At 40.8% G+C, this 22,222-nt stretch carries 12 protein-coding genes and 1 tRNA gene; 6 read left to right on the top strand and 7 right to left on the bottom strand.

Features of this window, described 5'->3' with window-relative positions; translation table 11 throughout:
• Window positions 1-13: 13 nt before the first annotated feature.
• The 3 genes from L2567_RS03720 to L2567_RS03730 form a co-directional block, all read right to left on the bottom strand.
• Window positions 14-6,049 (bottom strand): T9SS type A sorting domain-containing protein, encoded by a 6,036-nt coding sequence (locus L2567_RS03720; protein WP_235296353.1) that lies wholly within the window; start codon window positions 6,047-6,049, stop codon window positions 14-16.
• Window positions 6,050-6,286: 237 nt separating this feature from the next.
• Window positions 6,287-11,056, bottom strand: a complete 4,770-nt coding sequence (locus tag L2567_RS03725) for a T9SS type A sorting domain-containing protein (RefSeq protein WP_235296354.1) — start codon at window positions 11,054-11,056, stop codon at window positions 6,287-6,289.
• Between the two features lie 182 nt (window positions 11,057-11,238).
• Window positions 11,239-12,093, bottom strand: a complete 855-nt coding sequence (locus tag L2567_RS03730; protein ID WP_235296355.1) for an acyl-CoA thioesterase — start codon at window positions 12,091-12,093, stop codon at window positions 11,239-11,241.
• 113 nt (window positions 12,094-12,206) lie between these two features.
• Between L2567_RS03730 and L2567_RS03735 the strand changes: the two genes are divergently transcribed.
• Window positions 12,207-12,295: transfer RNA gene (locus L2567_RS03735), tRNA-Ser, on the top strand.
• 392 nt (window positions 12,296-12,687) lie between these two features.
• Complete coding sequence (locus tag L2567_RS03740; protein WP_235296356.1) at window positions 12,688-13,611, top strand: OmpA family protein; 924 nt, start codon at window positions 12,688-12,690, stop codon at window positions 13,609-13,611.
• Window positions 13,612-13,665: 54 nt separating this feature from the next.
• Here L2567_RS03740 and L2567_RS03745 read toward each other — a convergent pair whose 3' ends face one another.
• A complete protein-coding gene (locus L2567_RS03745; protein ID WP_235296357.1) occupies window positions 13,666-14,514 on the bottom strand; it encodes a DUF4421 family protein in 849 nt (282 codons plus the stop codon).
• Between the two features lie 99 nt (window positions 14,515-14,613).
• On the opposite strand from L2567_RS03745, the gene L2567_RS03750 reads away from it, so the two are divergent.
• The 4 genes from L2567_RS03750 to L2567_RS03765 all read left to right on the top strand — a co-directional run bounded on the left by L2567_RS03750 (window position 14,614) and on the right by L2567_RS03765 (window position 18,595).
• Entirely contained in the window at window positions 14,614-15,318 is a 705-nt protein-coding gene (locus tag L2567_RS03750) for an esterase family protein (protein ID WP_406626650.1), read from the top strand.
• A gap of 10 nt (window positions 15,319-15,328) precedes the next feature.
• A complete protein-coding gene (locus tag L2567_RS03755) occupies window positions 15,329-16,510 on the top strand; it encodes an ATP-grasp domain-containing protein (RefSeq protein ID WP_235296359.1) in 1,182 nt (393 codons plus the stop codon).
• An 85-nt stretch (window positions 16,511-16,595) separates the two neighbouring features.
• On the top strand, window positions 16,596-17,405 hold the full coding sequence (locus tag L2567_RS03760; protein WP_235296360.1) for a type 1 glutamine amidotransferase: 810 nt from the start codon (window positions 16,596-16,598) through the stop codon (window positions 17,403-17,405).
• Window positions 17,402-18,595 carry a hypothetical protein gene (locus L2567_RS03765; protein WP_235296361.1) on the top strand — a complete coding sequence of 398 codons (1,194 nt, stop codon included), beginning with the start codon at window positions 17,402-17,404 and terminating at the stop codon, window positions 18,593-18,595. Before L2567_RS03760 ends, L2567_RS03765 begins: the two co-directional genes overlap by 4 nt.
• Window positions 18,596-18,605: 10 nt before the next feature.
• Here the strand turns inward: L2567_RS03765 and L2567_RS03770 are convergent, their stop codons facing one another.
• Genes L2567_RS03770 through L2567_RS03780 form a run of 3 tightly spaced genes read right to left on the bottom strand, consistent with a single transcriptional unit; the run spans window position 18,606 to window position 22,218 of the window.
• Window positions 18,606-19,694 carry an ABC transporter ATP-binding protein gene (locus L2567_RS03770; protein WP_235296362.1) on the bottom strand — a complete coding sequence of 363 codons (1,089 nt, stop codon included), beginning with the start codon at window positions 19,692-19,694 and terminating at the stop codon, window positions 18,606-18,608.
• 8 nt (window positions 19,695-19,702) lie between these two features.
• Window positions 19,703-20,956: a hypothetical protein gene (locus L2567_RS03775; RefSeq protein WP_235296363.1), complete on the bottom strand. Its 1,254-nt coding sequence runs from the start codon at window positions 20,954-20,956 to the stop codon at window positions 19,703-19,705.
• A complete protein-coding gene (locus tag L2567_RS03780) occupies window positions 20,953-22,218 on the bottom strand; it encodes a glycoside hydrolase family 130 protein (protein WP_235296364.1) in 1,266 nt (421 codons plus the stop codon). The genes L2567_RS03775 and L2567_RS03780 overlap by 4 nt, the downstream gene beginning before the upstream one ends.
• Window positions 22,219-22,222: the final 4 nt, after the last annotated feature.

Genomic DNA, 22,222 nt, shown 5'->3' on the forward strand with positions numbered 1-22,222 from the left:
TCTGATGTTGCCTCTAACGAATCACAATCATCTTTTTAGTAGCAGTGTATTCGCCAGATTCGATCTGGTAGTACATCACTCCTGTTGATCCCAGGTTCTTCACCTGTATCGTGTTCAATCCTTTAGCATAGGTGCCGCTCTGAGAATACAATGTCTTTCCTGTCACATCGTAGACTCTCAAACTTGCATTGCCCGCTTCCGGTAAATTGAAACTGATATTCGTCAATTGCTTAAATGGATTCGGCTCATTTTGATACAACACAAAGCCTGCTTCCTTCTGATCTGTATTCGTTCTCAATTGAATATCAGTAATCTCCAATCCGTTGCCTATGTAGGATTCTGCTTTAGTCACTCTGGAATTGATCTGGATCGATGAAGCAGTTGTTCCCACTTCCTTAGCCTTGAAGATCATCGTAAACAGCACTTCCTCTGCCATCGTACTCACTCCCTTTACATTATCATATGAAGTACTGATCAACCCTTCTGACAATCTGTTCCAACCAAAATTAGCCTCGCTCAATTCTAAACTTCCTGATTCAAATCCCACAAAATCAAGGTCCTTTCCAAAGGCCAGGGTGAACTGGTATCCATATACCTCCTTAAAGTCAGCAGAGGTGAAAGCTACCTTAACTTCCTCACCAGGTGCATAACGCTGCTCTCCTATTTCTAAATTGATCGCTCTGGCATTTCTTACCTGCGCCGTACTCTTTTCACTTACACTTACCGTTCCGTTCACATCTCCCACTTTGATCGCTACAAAATCTGCACTCATCATATCTGAACTTAGATTCTGGATGTTCGCCACTTCTTCAAATGGCCATGGCTGAGTCTTGTCTTCCGGATCATCCTGCTTACTCATAAACCTCCATGAATCATTGCTCGGTAGTTTATCTTCTGGATAGACTCCCAAAATCAACTTTCTCAATTGCAGTAAATCACTGGCCTTGATCTGCCTGTCATTGTTCACATCCGCAGCTATTAACTGGTACATGCTGCTCAACTCCTCTAGTCCCAATATGTGCTTTTGAACCAATACCAGGTCAAGGGTTGTCACGCCATTTCTATAGTCTCCTGTCTTACCTGGCGTAATCTCATAGTCCAGGCCAAGTTTGTTATTGTAAAATGCATAGTTACCTTCTGCATCCGTAGAAGTATACTTCGGAAATTCAGGATTTGACGCCATCGCTTCTACCTCTACCTCACTGACCATCTGATCATCTCTGGTCGCTATGTTTCCACCCAGGGTCGCCGATCCATCCTCATCATCTTCACATGCCCCCAAATTGTCCTGTAACCTCAAACTAGCTGTACAGTAATCAAAGTTCCCGGCTTCATCCGTTGCATATAGTCTGACATCTATGATATTAGATACGCCATTCGGAATGTATTCACATCCAAATGTCCAGCCATACTCATCTTTTCCGGTCTCTATGTTTCTTACCAAGTTCAATGATGCTGCATATGCTTCTGCATCACTTAAACCTTCCACATCACTCTCCGGTACGATGGTCACGAATACTTCACCACAATTGTCAAATGACCCTGCATCAAAATCCGCTGCCCATAACGTCACTCCGCCCATTTCCATCAATGCTGTTGCTAGTCCATCGTAGCAGTATGGTGTAGGTTCTTTAGAATCCACTACCTCAAAGCCTAATGGACAATCCATGCTGCTTAAGTTTCCACAGCCATCACTAACGATCCATGTGACGATGTGCTGACCTTCTGGAAAACTCTCCATTCCAATGTCTACTGGTTCGATCGTATTGCCTTCTCCTTCGAACTCAACTGTGCCATCCGCTCCTACATCCAATCTCCAGTTCCATCCGAAAAACTCCGGTTCTGTACAATTATCCGTCGCACTGGCTGACAATTGGCCTGCCAGACTTCCATCACACTCCGCATTAAAACCATCTCCACATTCAATCACAGGTCCTTCTGTATCAAACAAGTCATACTCTACATACAACTCAAAGTATCCGTTTTCTGGTCTGTATGGATCCACCTCGCCGTCTATGAAGAAATTCTCATCAAACAAACACTGATCAATCACCTCCCAGTGAGCCAAGATCTTCTTACATGCACTTCCTCCAAAATCAAAGGTATCCAGTGTCAAGTTGATCCCCACTTCTGAACATAAATTATCAATGTCAATGATCGGTGCTGTTATATTAACGCCTTCACAGTCCATTACATCTATGGCTGGCAAGTCCTCTCCATCATCGGCTGGATCTCCAATGTTAAATGGATTGGTCTCACACCATACATTGTCATATCCTGCAGCATCAAACGTTTGTCTTTCCACACTATTTGGTGGGAAATTAATGTCACTACATACCAAGAAGTTCTCTGATGAATCCGCTACCACTACTGTGATAACCTGAAAACAAGTAGCAGATATACCATTGTTTTCGTTCGTTACTTTTATTGTTCTGACTATCTCTCCCAATCCACAATCTTCCGTGCTGGTCAACTCCTGCTCAATATCTACATCACATATCGCTGCTCCTGCTGCTTCCCCAAATATATCATCATAATCTCTCTCTCGGATCCTATCTATATCACCCAATGCTGCAAAATCTATACAGTCGATCGTAATATCAGAAGGAGCTGAACATGCTGGTGGCAACTTGTCTTGTACCTCTACTTCAATCATCGCATAATTACAATTGTCATCAGGGTCATTTTCAAAGTCAACATCCTCGGCTTCCGTAGGGCCTATTCTTCCTAATATTCCGCCTGCTAAGCCATCCATATCCGCATCATCACATACTCTGAATTCTACCATCACCGGTTCGCCTATGTCCTTACAACAAAAATGTATGAACTCAAAAAATTCTCCTTCTTTATCCTCTCCTCTAAATCCGCTACAAACTCCATCCATTCTTCGGACTCCATAACTCAGCGGTCCACAATTGTCAAAACTTCCATCATCGAATGTCTCCGCATAAATCTTCGCCAAGCCATCTTCTTCAAATCTGGATAAAGCTACCGTCGTATGTAAATCTGCAACCACAACCGGTGGTATCAAATCCTGAACCACTACTGCAAATGTATCACTCGTTGTATTGCCACAGCAATCGTAGTAATCTACCATCACCTGAACCGTATCTCCTCCTACCATAGTCTTCGCATTGTCTTCCAAATACAACACACCATCTACAATACTTCCAGCAGTGGAGCTGTATGCTACTCTGATGTCTTCTGAACAGTTGTCACTCGATTCACCCATTGGTAATTCTAAAGAAGCACTACAATCCCATAAAGTCGTCGTTATCGTTACATCCGGTAACTCTTCGATCACCGGTGGTTCTGTATCCATCACCTTAATGATCTGATTGTGTTCTATAATCGCTCCGGTACACCAATCTAATATCTTCCACTGTCTCACCACTTTAAAACTAGGCGAGTTCTGCGCACACTCCATACCAGGCTCCTCACAAATGGGTACCACAATATCCGTATAACCCGCTTGGATTGTTCCGCAGTTAATGCCGCCAATGCGCCCGGTGCCCGGCGCAACAAGGTTACCAGCTATATCAAAAGAATCCTTTGGTGAGGGATTTCCATTAGACAATACAGCCCAATCCGTTCCTGCACCGTCACAATTAAGCGGAAATACACGATCTACGGTTCCGTAAGGATATCTTCTGTCCGTACATAAATCAACATTGGTGGCTAAACAATCATAGTCATCTGGCAAAGTAATATTATCAAGATCCTCAGGATTCAGGAAGATGACTTGCTCACAAGACGACTGCAATCCATTTTCATCTCTTGCTGTAAAGGTTCTAATAATGGTATCTCCATCGCATTCTCCTTCTATCCTGTAATCTCTAAAAGTCAAGTTGTATTCTGAGCACTCTTGAACTCCAACTCCCCATGCTGCCGCGTTGGCTTCACCATCATAATCGTTATGATCAACCAGACCAGCAGTCATATCTTCGGTAATACCAAACAGTCTGACGTTTTCGGGGGTAGGTTCAATGGCACAATCAAGCGTGGCGTCGTCAGGGCAAGTTAAAATGGGAGCGACTTTTTCTTCAACATTGACTGTACTCCAGCATGAATTTCCATCATAACCACTTACTACAGAAACTTTATAGGTCCCTGCATTAGATATTAAATTGCCTTCTAAATTTTCTATTTCAATATCATAATCATAGCACCCATCGGGATCAACATTCTGCAATAACATCAAATAAGTGACTTCTGCAAAACAGGTCTCTGAATCAATTGAAATATTGACATCTCCTTTACAAACTAAAGTAATTCCTGGATTAGCATCAAAGTCTATGATTACATTAAAATCTGAAGACACATCAGTATTGGGAGGTGGTGCACTATTGCTGAAACTACCTACAAGCATAGGGTTTGCTGCATTTGCATTGGTCATCTCATCCATGAGTCCGTTTGGTCCTGAAAATTCCCAATTGGCTGCATCAAAAGAACCACTATTACTTTCTTGATCGTCCATTCTATAAGCCCATCCATTTGTATACTCCCATGGTTCCCCACTCCCATCCATATCTGGATCTCCGAAAACATCTCTTACGATACCATTACATTTTAAAACTACGGCGTCGTTTCCATTTCCATTAATTTCACCATCTACCAGATCAGGAGCAAACCCAAAAAAGTCTTGAAACTCTGTCAAACGAGAAGAAATATAATAGTAATCACCAGCAGATAGTGATCTTTTAGGTAAGTCTATACCTTGATCAATTCCAGCTCCATTGTTTACAACTTCAATATTATATGCTGACAAATCTGCAATGTCTGTAAGTGCATACAATTCTACCGCTTTAGGAAGCCCTCCAGTCAGATCACCATCTACAACTCCGGTGATGATTAAATTACCACATCCGGTTACCGTGTTGGTAATGGTGTATTCGCCTTCGTCACTTTCAGCAGCTTCAATCACACCTGTTAGGGGGTCTAATTCCAGATAAGGTCCTCCAGAAACTACACTATATGAGAATATACCTGACTTTGCATCCGGAGTAAAAATCGGAATCCCTACTCCATCTCTAGGACAAATCATAGCAGGATCGTAGCTAAAATCAGCATTAATGTCTGCGAGAATGGTCACTTCCAGGGTATAGTCGGTTGCGGTACATCCACTTTCAATTGCAGATGAAGTCCAGGTAAGCGTTACAACGGTATCGTTTAGAATCGGGCCAGGTGTGTAACTAGCCATCGGATCATTAGGACTACTAAATGTGCCAAAATCAGACGACCAGGTACCTTCTTCTTCAGCACTTGCATTCATGATAGCACTTTCACCTTCGTTGATGGTTTGATTAGGACCCGCATCTCCCATGCATGGTGGTGGAACCAGTTGCGTAGCTGTAACAACTATGTCATCAATTCCAAACTCATCTCTAGAACCTGAGCCAGAAACATCATCTCCTGACCATCTGATAAAAAATGTAGCACCTACAGGAACAATCGATGGTAGCATTGTAGTACCTGATTGTGCACTTGCGATAAAACCATCGGTATCAGGACCTTCCGGAGAAGTGAACGTTGTCAAAGGAATATAGGTGGAACCGTCTACGGAAACCTCTGCGTTCAGCGAATTAGCTCGTGTCTGATCATTGTTAATCCAATTTTCATAGGAAAGGTTAATTTCAGCAATACCCTGACCCGTGTTGTTGGTCACAGACAAAATGATGGTTCCGGGTGTAAAATCTGAACCTGCAGGTTGGACTCCCAGAAAAGTGTCTACTCCGACTACAAAGGCATAAATCCCCCCCGTAGTAACACCTCCATCAGTATCAGTACCTCTAACTAGATCTGACGATGTTCCAAACCCGGTAAAATTCCATGCATTTGAACTTAATCCACCTTCTGCTGGCATTGGAGCAGGGTCAACAGTAGCAGTGAAGTTTCCATTATTGACTGTGGTTACTGAATTCTCAAAGTCAATGGTAGCAGATGTACCTGACATAGGAATACTCAGTTGACCAAGCATTAGAAAGGGGAGTGTAATAGTAGCTACAAGGACGGAATACATCCTTAGCCTAGAGTGTAAGTTTAAGCTCATAAGATCAAGAGTTGGTTTTATAATATACGCTTACGAAGGTACAGGTAAATCCGCTAAAATAAAACTCAAATTATGGCTAGAAGTCAAGGCTGAATACTCACAACTTCTAAATTAAAAGCAATAACTTTAGTAATGAGAACAATATATGTAATGACTATTTATATATGAGTAAAAAATAAATATAAAAAAGCCCTGTTCAAATTAATGAACAGGGCTTTTGAATTTTTATATATCTAATCACTCAATCACAATCATCTTTTTAGTAGCTGTGTATTCGCCAGATTCGATCTGGTAGTACATCACTCCTGTTGATCCCAGGTTCTTCACCTGTATCGTGTTCAATCCTTTAGCATAGGTGCCGCTCTGAGAATACAATGTCTTTCCTGTCACATCATAGACTCTCAAACTTGCATTGCCCGCTTCCGGTAAATTGAAACTGATATTCGTCAATTGCTTAAATGGATTCGGCTCATTCTGATACAACACAAAGCCTGCTTCCTTCTGATCTGTATTCGTTCTCAATTGAATATCAGTAATCTCTAATCCGTTGCCTATGTAGGATTCTGCTTTAGTCACTCTGGAATTGATCTGGATCGATGAAGCAGTTGTTCCCACTTCCTTGGCCTTGAAGATCATCGTAAACAGCACTTCCTCTGCCATCGTACTCACTCCCTTTACATTATCATATGAAGTACTGATCAACCCTTCTGACAATCTGTTCCAACCAAAATTAGCCTCGCTCAATTCTAAACTTCCTGATTCAAATCCCACAAAATCAAGGTCCTTTCCAAAGGCCAGAGTGAACTGGTATCCATATACCTCCTTAAAGTCAGCAGAGGTGAAAGCTACCTTAACTTCCTCACCAGGTGCATAACGCTGCTCTACTATTTCTAAATTGATCGCTCTGGCATTTCTTACCTGCGCCGTACCCTTTTCACTTACACTTACCGTTCCGTTCACATCTCCCACTTTGATCGCTACAAAATCTGCACTCATCATATCTGAACTTAGATTCTGGATGTTCGCCACTTCTTCAAATGGCCATGGCTGAGTCTTGTCTTCCGGATCATCCTGCTTACTCATAAACCTCCATGAATCATTGCTCGGTAGTTTATCTTCTGGATAGACTCCCAAGATCAACTTTCTCAATTGCAGTAAATCACTGGCCTTGATCTGCCTGTCATTGTTCACATCCGCAGCTATTAACTGGTACATGCTGCTCAACTCCTCTAGTCCCAATATGTGCTTTTGAACCAATACCAGGTCAAGGGTTGTCACGCCATTTCTATAGTCTCCTGTCTTACCTGGCGTAATCTCATAGTCCAGGCCAAGCTTGTTATTATAAAATGCGTAGTTACCTTCTGCATCCGTAGAAGTATACTTCGGAAATTCAGGATTCGACGCCATCGCTTCTACTTCTACCTCGCTGACCATCTGATCATCTCTGGTCGCTATGTTTCCACCCAAGGTCGCCGATCCATCCTCATCATCTTCACATGCCCCTAAATTATCCTGTAACCTCAAACTAGCTGTACAGTAATCAAAGTTCCCGGCTTCATCCGTTGCATATAGTCTGACATCTATGATATTAGATACGCCATTCGGAATGTATTCACATCCAAATGTCCAGCCATACTCATCTTTTCCGGTCTCTATGTTTCTTACCAAGTTCAATGATGCTGCATATGCTTCTGCATCACTTAAACCTTCCACATCACTCTCCGGTACGATGGTTACGAATACTTCACCACAATTGTCAAATGACCCTGCATCAAAATCCGCTGCCCATAAAGTCACTCCGCCCATTTCCATCAATGCTGTTGCTAGTCCATCATAGCAGTATGGTGTAGGTTCTTTAGAATCCACTACCTCAAAGCCTAATGGACAATCCATGCTGCTTAAGTTTCCACAGCCATCACTAACGATCCATGTGACGATGTGCTGACCTTCTGGGAAACTTTCCATTCCAATGTCTTCTGGTTCGATCGTATTGCCTTCTCCTTCGAACTCAACTGTGCCATCCGCTCCTACATCCAATCTCCAGTTCCATCCGAAAAACTCCGGTTCTGTACAATTATCCGTCGCACTGGCTGACAGTTGGCCTGCCAGACTTCCATCACACTCCGCATTAAAACCATCTCCACATTCAATCACCGGTCCTTCTGTATCAAACAAGTCATATTCTACATACAACTCAAAGTATCCGTTTTCAGGTCTGTATGGATCCACCTCGCCGTCTATGAAGAAATTCTCATCAAATAAACACTGATCAATCACCTCCCAGTGGGCCAAGATCTTCTTACATGCACTTCCTCCAAAATCAAAGGTATCCAGTGTCAAGTTGATCCCTACCTCTGAACATAAATTATCAATGTCAATGATCGGTGCTGTTATATTAACGCCTTCACAGTCCATTACATCTATGGCTGGTAAGTCCTCTCCATCATCGGCTGGATCTCCAATGTTAAATGGATTGGTCTCACACCATACATTGTCATATCCTGCAGCATCAAATGTTTGTCTTTCCACACTATTTGGTGGGAAATTGATGTCACTACATACCAAGAAGTTCTCTGATGAATCCGCTACCACTACTGTGATAACCTGAAAACAAGTAGCAGATATACCATTGTTTTCGTTCGTTACTTTTATTGTTCTGACTATCTCTCCCAATCCACAATCTTCCGTGCTGGTCAACTCCTGCTCAATATCTACATCACATATCGCTGCTCCTGCTGCTTCCCCAAATATATCATCATAATCTCCCTCCCGGATCCTATCTATATCTCCCAATGCTGCAAAATCTATACAGTCGATCGTAATGTCAGAAGGTGCTGAACATGCTGGTGGCAACTTGTCTTGTACCTCCACTTCAATCATCGCATAATTACAATTATCATCAGGGTCATTTTCAAAGTCAACATCTTCGGCTTCCGTAGGTCCTATTCTTCCTAATATTCCGCCGGCTAAGCCATCCATATCCGCATCATCACATACTCTGAATTCTACCATCACCGGTTCGCCTATGTCCTTACAACAAAAATGTATGAACTCAAAAAACTCTCCATCTTTATCCTCTCCTCTAAATCCGCTACAAACTCCATCCATTCTTCTGACTCCATAGCTCAAGGGACCACAATTGTCAAAACTTCCATCATCAAATGTCTCCGCATAAATCTTCGCCAAACCATCTTCTTCAAATCTGGATAAGGCTACCGTCGTATGTAAATCTGCAACCACAACCGGTGGTATCAAATCCTGAACCACTACTGCAAATGTGTCACTCGTCGTATTGCCACAGCAATCGTAGTAATCTACCATCACCTGAACCGTATCTCCTCCAATCATAGTCTTCGCATTGTCTTCCAAATACAATACACCGTCTACAATACTTCCAGCAGTGGAGCTATATGCTACTCTAATGTCTTCTGAACAGTTGTCACTCGATTCACCCACTGGTAATTCTAAAGAAGCACTACAATCCCATAAAGTCGTCGTTATCGTTACATCAGGTAACTCTTCGATCACCGGTGGTTCTTTATCCATCACCTTAATGATCTGATTGTGTTCTATAATCGCTCCGGTACACCAGTCTAATATCTTCCACTGTCTGACCACTTTAAAACTAGGTGAGTTCTGCGCACACTCCATGCCAGGCTCCTCACAAATGGGTACCACAATATCCGTATAACCCGCTTGGATCGTCCCACAGTTAATGCCGCCTACTCTTCCGGTACCCGGAATAATATCTCCTTCGGGAGTAATTTTGTCGTCAGGAGCAGGATTGCCATTTGGTAAAACTGCCCAATCTGTTCCTGCGCCATCACAATTAAGTGGCGCTAATCTTTCAACATTGCCATAAGGTTCAATTCTATCATCGCAAGTTTCATATCCACAATTTCCAATGATGGCCATTCCACTTCTTTCAACAGTAACTTGCTCATTACCGACAATAACTGTTTCAGACATGGCTGCAAATAGCACGTTCAGATCATTTTCATTTGTATAATAACCATCAATACCATCGAAGTCTACATAACTTCCAGAATTCTCTCTATAATTAAAATAAAGATTAGTCTCATCAGCAATGAAATCATCTCCTTCAATAAGTACACCAGTTGTAAAGAAATCAGGACCTATTAATGTAGTTACTTCGTTTCCAGCCTTCAAAGTCAAATCAAAAGCAACAATATTGTTTGCAAGTAGAGAACCTATAGTACCATCTGTTTCAATGTAACCAGTAACCCTTCCACTTTCACCTAGTTCGCGATCCACATCATATCGGAATATGCCAGTTTGACCATCCACACAATCATAATCGGCGGGTAACGAAATATCTTCTAAATCCTGCGGCTCCAAATAAATTCGTTGTGTACATCTGGTAATATTTCCAAATTCATCTGTTGCTCTAAAAGTCCTATAAATGGTATCTCCATCACATTCGCCATTTACAAAGCGATCAACAAATTCTAAATTATATTTTGAACATTCTACAACACCTACACACCATGCTGCTGCATTCTCGGGTCCATTATACGGCAAGGACAACACAGCAAACTCACTACCATTTCCAGGTGCTGCATCCTGAACCTTTAAGATTCTGGCCACATTAGCAGGGTCATCATCATCAGCACACGAAATGGTGATATCCCTTGGACATTCCAGAATCGGTGCAGTTTTATCTTCCACAATCACTTCACCCCAACATGCATTACCATTGGCGGTATTGACTACCTTATATTCATAAGTGCCCACGACTCTAATACTAGCATCATTTTGCCCTACGATTTCAATGGCCAAATCTGGACAGGTAGTAGGATCATCTATCGCATTCAATGCCATATCTACAGTAATCACTGCAGCACAACCCGCCGTATCAATAGAGGCATTCAATTGGCCTATACAGATCAGCTCACATTGAGCATTCGAACTTGAAAATGAAAAAATAGTCAGAAAAGCGGTCAATAAACTTAGGCTAAAAGCCTTCAGTGTAAACTTTCTATTCATGAGATTGAGTTGGTTATAACAAATTATTAAACACTCAAAAATAAGACAATTTTCCTTTTTTCAAATGTTTAAGTGTTCTAAGCGACAGTCATGTATATATAAAAAAAATAAAATGTGTTACACTCATTTACAAGTCATATCTTTACACATTAGACATTCTACCAATATGTGTTAAAAAAAAATTAATTTATAATTCTGATCAACCCTTCCTGCACTACAGATGCCACCAATTTCCCTTCTGTATTGAAAATATTGCCTCTTGTAAATCCTCTGGAATTCGAAGCGCTTGGACTGTCCAATGCGTAGAGATGCCACTTCGAAATATCAAATTTTCGATGAATCCACATCCCGTGATCCAGGCTGGCTAAAAAACTTTTATTGGTATTCAATTTCACCCTATGAGGCAGTGTAGCTGTGGTCAGCAAGTTGTAGTCACTTGCATATGCCAAGACTTCATGGTGGCGGGACAAGCCCCCTGAAACTTCACCTTTCGCTCTAAACCATATATGCTGATAGGGCTCTCCATTTTGCTGTAGCAGTGGACCAAAGTTTTCAACTGGCCTAAACTCAATTGGCCGATCATGATTATATGCCGCATAAATTTTAGGAAATTCATCTTTGATTGATTCTATGATTTCGTGGTCTGAAATTAAGTTTTCCGGACCTTTTACCTCCGGCATTTCGATCTGATGATTGACACCATCTTGCTCTAACTGAAAGGAAGCTGCCATGATAAAAATGGGTCTGCCTTTCTGGATGGCCACTACCCTTCTGGTTGTAAAACTTCCACCATCTCTGACTACGTCTACTTCATAAACGATCGGCATATCAATATCACCTGCTAAGATAAAATAGGCGTGCATCGAGTGTAAAAATCGATCTTCCGGCACTGTTCTATAAGCCGCATGAATCGATTGTGCAAGTACTTGACCTCCAAATACTCTTTTCCAGGGTGATCTAAAGTTTTGACCTCTAAAAATATTGACTTCTATCTGTTCGAGGCTCAGTAAATCCTCTAATTCCTTTACATTTTCCATTTATATCCTTTGAATTTGCAAAACTATAGATTTCTAAAAAAATAGATGTAATAAAGTGATTTATTGGATAAAACTATATATTTGCATCGCTTTTGAAAAGCCATTAATTTCACGGTGAGGTGGGTGAGTGGCTGAAACCACCGGTTTGCTAAACCGGCGTACTTGGAAACAGGTACCGGGGGTTCGAATCCCCCTCTCACCGCAAATTATTTTGAAGGCTGTCCGATAAGGTCAGCTTTTTTAATTTGAGCTCACTTCATAAGCATGCAGGATTTGCTGAGACTGCTGATGATAACCGAAAGCGTATTTCCCTGTATTTGGTAAACGCTCGATATCATCGAAAATCATTAATTTCACAGTATGAGTGATCGAACATGAAATTTAGATATGGGTTATGATTAGTATCTGTTTGAGTTTTTAATATAAGTGCCTATACTTATTACTCTTAACTGAAATTAAAAACTAGAAATATTCGTTTATCACACTTGTTAAACTTTAGATATTACACTGTTTTTCTTTGATTAAATCAATGTCAAAGAATAAGGTAATTTAGACATATTATTAACTAATAAATTTTTAACTAATACAAAATCAATGAGATATTTGAAATTATTGTCTTTGGTATTTTTGATCGGATCTATCATGCCCTCATGTGTTTCTAAAAAGAAATTTATGACTCTTGAAACAGAGCTTGAGGAAACCAGTAATGACCTTAGAGCCTATCAAAATAGATTACAGGAATGTAATGACAAGTTGGCCATGACCGAGAAAACAGTTTCGGAAGAGCAAAGCGAAAAAGCGCAATTACAAGTTGAAGTGAATAGCAACGAACAATTGATTAATTCCTTGAATGCACAGATCGCTGACTTAAGAAAGCAACGTGATCAACAAGTGACCCAATTGGGAGATCTTACTGTACTTTCAAAGTCCGCCAACGAAAACATTGGCCAAACAATCAGACAGTTAGAGAAAAAGGATGAATATATTCAACTTCTGAATATGGCCAAAAATAAAGCTGACTCTTTAAATCTGGCATTGGCCATTAATTTGAAATCAGTTCTGGCTCAAGGTATTGCAGATGAGGATGTAGAAGTAAAGGTGGACAAAACAGTGGTCTTTATTAATCTATCGGATAAAATGTTATACAGAAGTGGAAGTGCAGAGATCAGTGACAGAGCTGGAGAAGTTCTTTCAAAAATAGCACAGATCATCAAAACCAAGCCAGACCTCGAAGTCATGGTTGAAGGTTATACTGACACAAATCCTATCAATACTGCATGCATTAAAGACAATTGGGATTTGTCAGTTATGAGAGCTACTTCAGTGGTAAGAACACTGCAATCTGACTATGGTGTTGATCCGAATAAGCTTATTGCAGCGGGTAGAGGCGAGTACAATGCGCTTGCTGATAATGCCACCGCAGAAGGTAGATCAATGAATCGAAGAACAAGAATCATCATTCTACCTAAATTGAATCAGTTTTATGACCTGCTAAATCCTGAATTGGCAGCGAAATAATTCATTTGAAAAAATTTACAAGCGGCTTTGGGTATTACTCAAAGCCGTTTTTATTTAGAACCTTTTCCCAATATAAATTCTAGCCTTCCAATTCACCACTTTAAAACTGACTTCACCACTTCCGTAATATTCAGGGTAATCGTTATAGATAATGCCCATAAAATTACGGTCCCAATGGTATACTGTAGAGGCAATGACATTTATGGAAGGTACCAATTCCCAATTCGTATTGGATTCAAACGAAACATACCGAAAATCCAAACCTCCTTTCAGAATAAGTGAAACAGACCAACCTTGATAGACATAAGAATAACCATAACCAGCCATCGCTCCAACACTGGTTCTTGAAAACGAAGCAAAATCAGTCATCGAAGCGCTACTAACATTGGCATAGTGATAACTCATTGGAAACGCCAGCAACAGGCTGCCCGCTGATAAAAGCTGTTTTTCGTTAAACCTCAAAGCAGCTTTCAATGAAAAATTCGGATTGTCTATATAATGTGAATTAAGTCGATTAAAAAGGAAAAAGTTGTGGCTGTCCAATGTTTGAAGTTTATCCGTCCAAACCTGGTTGATGCTTTCAAAACCTTGTATGTATTTGAAGTTATAATTAAAGTGCCAATTTCGTGGATAAAAGTTTAAGCCAAATCCTGTTCCAAAAGCCTTCGGAGAGCCTGCTACCTTATTATCAATCGCTTTCAGTGGTATGGCCACAAATAGCTCTGCTAGATTCCACTTGATATAGAAACCTGTGGACCAATTGTGATTGCGAAAAACAAGGGATTCCTGATCATTTGTCCTTGTGATCACACTTAAATCTTTCAAGGTAGAGTGCAATTGAAAAGTCTTATTGTTAGAAGTCTTCTCGATATAGTAGATTTCTGATTGAGCGTATGTGCTCACGTTGACCAAAAATAATATTAAAACCGCTAACCTCATCCACAGCAAAACTATTACAATAATTGTTAATTTGTGAAAAACTTAAACGACCTTTGCAGCTTTATGAAAGAAGAATATAAGAAGTGGTTTTCTCCGACTTTAAGTAAAGAGATTGAAATGCTTGTTTTCGGACATGCAGGATATCCTGTCATTCTGTTTCCGACCACCCTGGGCAGATATTATGAATGTAAGGATTTCCATCTGATTGATTCCGTTAAATGGTATTTAGAGCAAGGCTTGGTGCAAATCTATTGCCCTGACAGCATTACCGACTTGAGCTGGTACAACAAGTCCATACATCCTGCTGAAAGGGTGAAGAACCATATGTGGTATGATGCCTTTATAATGGAAGAGATTGTGAACAGTATTTGTCATCAAAATGGAATTTCTAAAGTAGCCGTTGCGGGTCCCTCTTTTGGTGGATATCAGGCCGCTAATTTTGCCTTCAGGCATCCAGATAGAGTAAGTCACTTGTTTAGCATGAGTGGCTCATTTAACATTAAGTCATTCATGGATGGCTATTACGATGACAATGTCTATTTTAACAATCCCGTAGATTTTTTGCCGGATAGTAATCATCCCGATCTCTGGAACATGAAAATTATCCTGGGCGTAGGTGAATGGGATATTTGCCTGGCTTCGAATCAGGAAATGTCAGAAATATTGAACAGAAAGAACATTCCGCACTGGTATGATCTAAGAAAGTGGGCTAAACACGATTGGCCGATATGGAGAGACATGTTTCCACATTATTTATCGACACTATAAACTAAATCAAATGAAAAAAATAGGAATATTATATGGTAAGGAGGATACTTTTCCTCAAGCTTTCATCGACAGAGTAAATGCTAAAGGTTTAAAAGACATAAAGGCTGAAAGTGTATCGATCGATATGGTACAGCAAGCGGCTCCCACAGAATATGCAGTCATCATTGACAGAATTTCACAGGATGTACCTTTCTACCGAGCATACCTTAAAAATGCAGCTTTATCTGGAACCTGTGTGATCAACAACCCATTTTGGTGGAGTGCTGATGAGAAGTTCTTTAACAATGCGCTTGCCGAGAAAGTCGGTGTTCCAGTGCCGAAAACGGTAATCCTACCCTCACATGAAAGACCGGACGATACTGGTGAGAAATCATTTAGGAACTTAAAATTTCCTTATGGTTGGGAGGAAAATTTCGAGTATGTAGGATGGCCGGCCTATATGAAGCCACATGATGGTGGTGGTTGGAAAAATGTTTACAAAGTCAACAATCCGCAGGATCTATGGGACAAGCATGCGGAGACAGGGCAATTGGTCATGCTGCTGCAAGAAGAAATCCAGTTTACGGAATATTTCAGATGCTATGTACTTGGAGGTCATAAAGTTCACATTATGCAATATGAGCCGCGAAATCCTCATCATCTTAGATATGTCAAAGATGCTCCACCCGTAGATCAAAAGATTCTCAAGCAGGTGGAAGAAGGTTGCATTAAGTTGAATCAAGCGCTGGGTTATGATTTCAATACGGTAGAATTTGCTGTTCGAGACGGGGTAGCCTATGCCATTGACTTTTGTAATCCTGCACCAGATGCAGACGTTCATTCGGTGGGAGAGGAAAACTTCGAATGGATCGTGGAAAATGCAGCTTTACTTGCCATTGAAAAGGCCGAACAACATCAAGAAGGAAAAATGAATTTGACCTGGGGCACCTTTATTAAAGACCAAATAGCGGTGTCACCTAAATCCAGTTCAAAAAGAAAGGCTGTAAGGAAAGCGCCAGTAAAAAAGGCAGCGACTTCAAGGGCATCTATTATGAAATCTGTTTCTTCCAAAGCCGGTGACACTACGAAAGAGATTGCAAAAGCTACAGCTAAGAGCAAACCAGCAACCAGGAGTAAGACTAACAATACAAAAGCGAAGGCAGCTGGTCGTAAACCAAAAACCACCCGTTCAAAGAAAACTGATGAAAAGTGATGTAGGTCAAATAATTTCAAACTTTGAAATCTATTCCGGTTTTATACTGTTTCTCAACAGAAGATATTGAATGAAAAGTATGATAATGAGTGACAAGAGACCTAAAATAGCGATTCTGGATATGAACAACAATGTTCCAAACCAGGGCCTGCGCTGTATTAAAGAGATTGTGGAGCAGTTTGATGATGAAGCGAGTTGGAAGATTTATGATGTGCGACACAAGAACGAATTTCCTGATTTGACCCATGATATCTATATCAGCAGTGGAGGCCCCGGAAGTCCCCATGAACAGGGTGAGTGGAGAAAGCCATATTTCAAACTAATGGATGAAGCTCGCCGAAAAGGGAAGCATGTGTTTTTTATTTGTTACTCGTTCCAATTGGCTTGTTATCATTTTGGGTTGAGTAAGGTGACCAAAAGAAGGCGAACTTCATTTGGTGTATATCCCATACATAAAACAAAGGCAGGTCGTGAGGATGTTCTCCTGGAAGGACTTTCTGATCCATATTACGCTGTAGACTCCAGAGATTGGCAAGTCGTTCAACCAGATATGACCAGATTCCGGAAACTGAAAGCCAGGATTTTGAGTCTTGAAAAAATTCGTACCAATGTGGAATATGAAAGGGCGATCATGGCGGTCAGGTTTTCTTCCACAATGGTGGGAACTCAGTTTCATCCCGAAGCTGATCCATATGGCATGAAAAATCATCTATTGACTGAAGAAAATAAGATTAAGATTATCAAAAATTTTAATCTTCAGAAATACGAGGAAACCTTGGCCCAACTGGAAGATCCAGAAAAAATTAAATTGACTCATGAAACCTTATTGCCACAGTTTATCAGAAATTCTCTAACTTCCCTCAAAACTAGGAAGGAAGAATTGAATTTAATATGATCGCTACTTATCGGGAGACCTTTAATAAGAACTACACTGAAGAAAAATATAAAAAGTTTATTACTGAAATCGTCGAAACGGTAGATCACACACCACCTTTTCGAATAGCAGAGACACCAGTATTTATCAATAGAGACCTAAAAGCAAAACTACTCGACGCGTGTGCGGTTATCCTAAAGTACATCTCAGGCCCTGAATTTGGAGATGCTACTAAGGCTATCTTGGATCATCCTTCTTTGAATATGCCTGCATATGACAACCCGTGTCGGTTTATTCAACTGGATTTTGGCCTGTGTGAAGACGAAGACGGCGAGGTTCATCCGAAATTGATAGAATTGCAGGGCTTCCCTTCGCTTTACTTCTACCAGGATCTACTTGGGGCAATGTATCAGAAGTACTATGACATTCCTGCCGAATACTCAGTGTTTCCTGAAGGTCTCGACCGTGCACAATACCTGGATATTTTAGAGAAAGAGATAGTTGGAGATACGCCAGCTCACCAGGTGGTTTTATTAGAAGTTGAACCCGAGAAACAAACCACCAGGATTGACTTTTTATGTGCCCAAAAGATGATCGGGATTAAAGAGCTTTGTATCACCAAATTGATTAAGGAAGGTAGGTCGCTTTTTTATATCAATGAAGCAGGAGAAAAGATTAGGATTTTAAAGATTTTCAATAGGGTGATATTTGATGAACTGAATCAAAGGACTGATTTAGAACGACAATTCAGGTTCAGTGATGATGTAGATGTTGAATGGATAGGACACCCTTCGTGGTTCTTTAGAATTAGCAAGTATACCCTACCACTGCTTAAGAATAAATACGTTCCCGAATCCTATTACTTGAATCAACTTGAACGATACCCGTCGAATCTGGAAGATTTTGTGTTAAAACCATTATTTTCCTTTGCCGGTTCTGGAGTTTTACTTGACTTGACCCCTGAAATTCTTGATGAAATACAAGATCGAGATAATTATATCATACAGAAGAAAGTAAAATATAAGCCAGCAATCAAAACCATGGATGATCCGGCGATGTGTGAGATCAGAATGATGACCATCTTAAATTCTGAAACGCAACGCTTCGATGTGGTATGCAATCTCGCCAGGCTGACCAAAGGAAAGATGGTTGGCGTGAAATACAATAAAAATAAAACCTGGGTTGGAGGCAGTATTGCGTTTTTTGAGTAAATTAAATCGGTTACATCAAGTTCAACCCAGTATCTGCATCAAAGATGTGCAAGCGTTCACCTTCTATATAAAGCTTCTTAGAAAATGGTGGATCCTTAAGCTCATCCGCTCTCAACCTTGCTGATAACTGTTGACCTCCTAAATCGAAAAATGCAAAACCTTCATGTCCTAATAGCTCTACCCACCGCACTTCAGCCTGGAATTGGAGTGGATTCTTCAATAAAGTTTGACTTGAAAAGATATGCTCCGGCCTTATGCCCAATATCACATTTTGATATGGGTTCAAGCCGTAAACTGTGTTTAAGCTCAACCTAAAACTTTGGTCTTCTGAGATAAAGACCTCTATTTCATCTTCCTGGTAAATCTTACCCTTCATGAAATTCATCGTAGGCGAACCAATAAATCCCGCAACAAACTGATTGGTCGGATGATTATAAAGATTTTGCGGCGTATCAATCTGTTGAATTACACCCTTGTTCAATACTATGATCCGATCTCCCAATGTCATGGCTTCCACCTGATCATGCGTGACATAGACCATTGTCGCTTGAAGCTTCTTGTGCAATAACGATATTTCTAACCTCATCTGTCCTCGTAACTTGGCATCCAGATTACTCAATGGTTCATCAAATAGAAAAACCTTCGGATTACGAACGATGGCTCTACCTATAGCGATTCTTTGTCTTTGACCTCCTGACATCGCCTTAGGTTTGCGGTCCAATAAGTCCTCAATGTCTAAAATTTTAGCAGCCTTCATGACCTTTTCTTCAATGACGCTTTTGCTCATTCCCCGAATTTTTAGTCCAAAGGCCATATTTTCATATGCAGTCATATGAGGATACAGTGCGTAATTCTGGAAAACAATGGCAATATCCCGATCTTTGGGCGGTAATTTATTCACCACTGTATCTCCTATCTCAATAGTGCCAGTCGTAATTTCTTCCAGACCGGCGATCATTCGAAGCATGGTAGATTTTCCGCATCCGGACGGTCCCACTAAAACTACAAACTCTTTGTCCTGTATTTCAAAAGAGGTAGATTGTATTACTTCTTGTTTTCCATAAGATTTCGTTACCTGATTGAATTTAACACTTGCCATTAGCTGCCTTATTTTTTGAGGTGACGATTAGTCCATTCTGTAAATTCCCTCAAAGCCTGAATGGATAGCAAGGCTTCGATGGTGGATTCTGCACCTGAATTACGGTTGACTTGTTCCGGTGAAACGATTCCATCAAATGTTCTGCCTGTAGCGTAATCATACATGGTCACCCCCGCCTGATTAGAACCAAAAAACCAATCCCCCAATTCCAGAGCTATTTCCTTATATTCTTCCTTCGGGTCCAGTCGGTATGCTTCAATGGCCGCGTAGATCATCGGCCTCAAATTATAAGCAATTTGAGGAAATCGATCTGTCTCTAAAACTTCATAGCCTCCTGGTGATTTAGCGAGTCTGAAATAGCTGGGTTTTTCTGAGAGAAAATGTGGAAAGAAATTCAAAACTTCTCTCAAACCCGCCTCAATCATGCGATCATCGTTGACAATCGCACCCGTTTTCAATAATGCATAGGCTTGGGAATTACCCCAGCCATGCCATATGTTTTGCCAGGACATCGATGCATAATAAGGGAAAGTGTCTACAGCTCCCAATTGTTGGGCCATTAATATTTCACCCAAATTAATCAATTGATCTCGAACAGCTTGATCCGGATGCAATTTGTAGTAATTAGAAAGGCCTATCATCACAAGAGCCACTTGATCACCTCCCATCTCACGGATGCAAATTGGGCTGGAAATCCCTTCTATCATAAAGGTATCTGTTCTATCCACACATATTTCTATCATGTGAGGTAGTAAGTCATCTAAGGCGGTTTGAGCCTCTATCTTAATGTCATCCAATTGGGCATTTTCTAACTTCATCAATTCAGATAGTGACCAGAATGCCCTCCAGGACCACCAATTGGCCTCGGCTACACTATTCTCATGCGTCTTATTTATAGATTTATCGGGGAATATAAAATTATAGAAGAATCCGTTCTCTGCTTGCATATCAAGGACAAATCTCGTCAATGGAATAATCTTATTTAAGATGCTGTCATTGGGTGAGTTCTCATATTCTTTAGCATAAAAGACAAGGCTTCTTGCTACATCGTCCACGCACGTGTATCCTTCGTCATCATCTGTGACCAAATGATAATCAGGCGCTTCGCAGTATATCCAAATGGTTCCGATTTCTTTCCCATCCTTAACAAAGGATTCATAAAGATGATGAAGGTGATCACCATTAATAATATCAGCGGCCTTTTTTTCTGTTGGATTGCAGTTCCACAACAGTATGGCGATAATCGGATAGATCAATCTCATGCTTGTTTTTTAAGGTGGTTGAGAACTTCAGGAATGGATATTCGCGCGAAACTAATTGCACTATCTGACATAGCATAAGGTATAATTAATTCCTGTCCTTGCTTCATCATGCCACAAGTGTAGAGCACATTAGGCACATAGCCCTCCCTTTCTTCTTCATTAGGACTCATCAGTGGCTGCTCAAGACTGGCGATCAATTTTGCGGGATTCTCTAGGTCCAGCAGGCTCATGCTTAAGGTGTACCTTCTCATAGGTCCTACCCCATGAGTCAGCAACAGCCAACCCGCTTCTGTTTCTATAGGGCTTCCATTATTCCCAATTTGCAACAACTCCCAGGTTCTTTGCGGTTCCTGTAGTAGTTCGGAATCGTCCCAATGATAGAGATCATCAGAAAACATAATGGAAAGGTTTCTGCCTCCTTGTCTGCCTATCATGGCATATTTACCATCAATCTTTTTGGGAAATAGAGCCAGTCCTTTATTGGTCACAGCAGATCCCTTCAGACCTCCAATTCTGAAGTCTTTAAAATCTTTGGTGACGATGATCTCCGGTTTGATTTTAAAGCCATCATAAGCAGTGTAAGTCCCTATATATTTTTTTTCATCTTCCATGTAAACAAATCTGACATCTTCCATTCCCATTCTCTCTTCCCGGGTCTGCGGAAATAAGACTCTTCCACTGAGTGGCAAGTCCTCATCGAATTGTACGCTATAGTAGTCTTCAGCAAACCCTATTTTACCACTGCTCATTTTATTACTCATTTCGTCCAACTCAATTTCACCAGATGATTTTGAAATTCCTTCACAGAAAGAAATGGAAGAGATGTGTCCCTCGCCGGTTGATCTTAAAGATAACACAAACCTAATGTCCTTGTCATCCACACCCTTACGATCGGGATGTGGCACAATAGAAGGGTTAAAAAGTGCAGCAGCCTGAACACTGTATTCATGCGTAAAATAGGAACCCAGGAGCAGTCGCCTCTGCTTTTCAAGCGATTGGGGTAGAACTTCAGATACTCTTGTATAATTCTGATCCAACCTGTCTTCGAGGTTATCATGCCTATGACTAAAAAGTTGGTATACCCTTTCCAGTTCCTCAGCAACTTGTTCGTCACTCATTTTACGGATGTGGTCATAGATGGGCATGATTCTTTGCCTGTCTAGTCCAAAATCGAGATATCTTAATAAAACCTTACGAACGTCTGCGTATAATCTAACATGCGTCCGCTTTATCCCTACCTTATTATCATTGTCTGTTTTCATTTCA

Origin of the sequence: Portibacter marinus, assembly GCF_021533195.1 — a bacterium.
Taxonomy (GTDB): Bacteria; Bacteroidota; Bacteroidia; order Chitinophagales; family Saprospiraceae; genus Portibacter; species Portibacter marinus.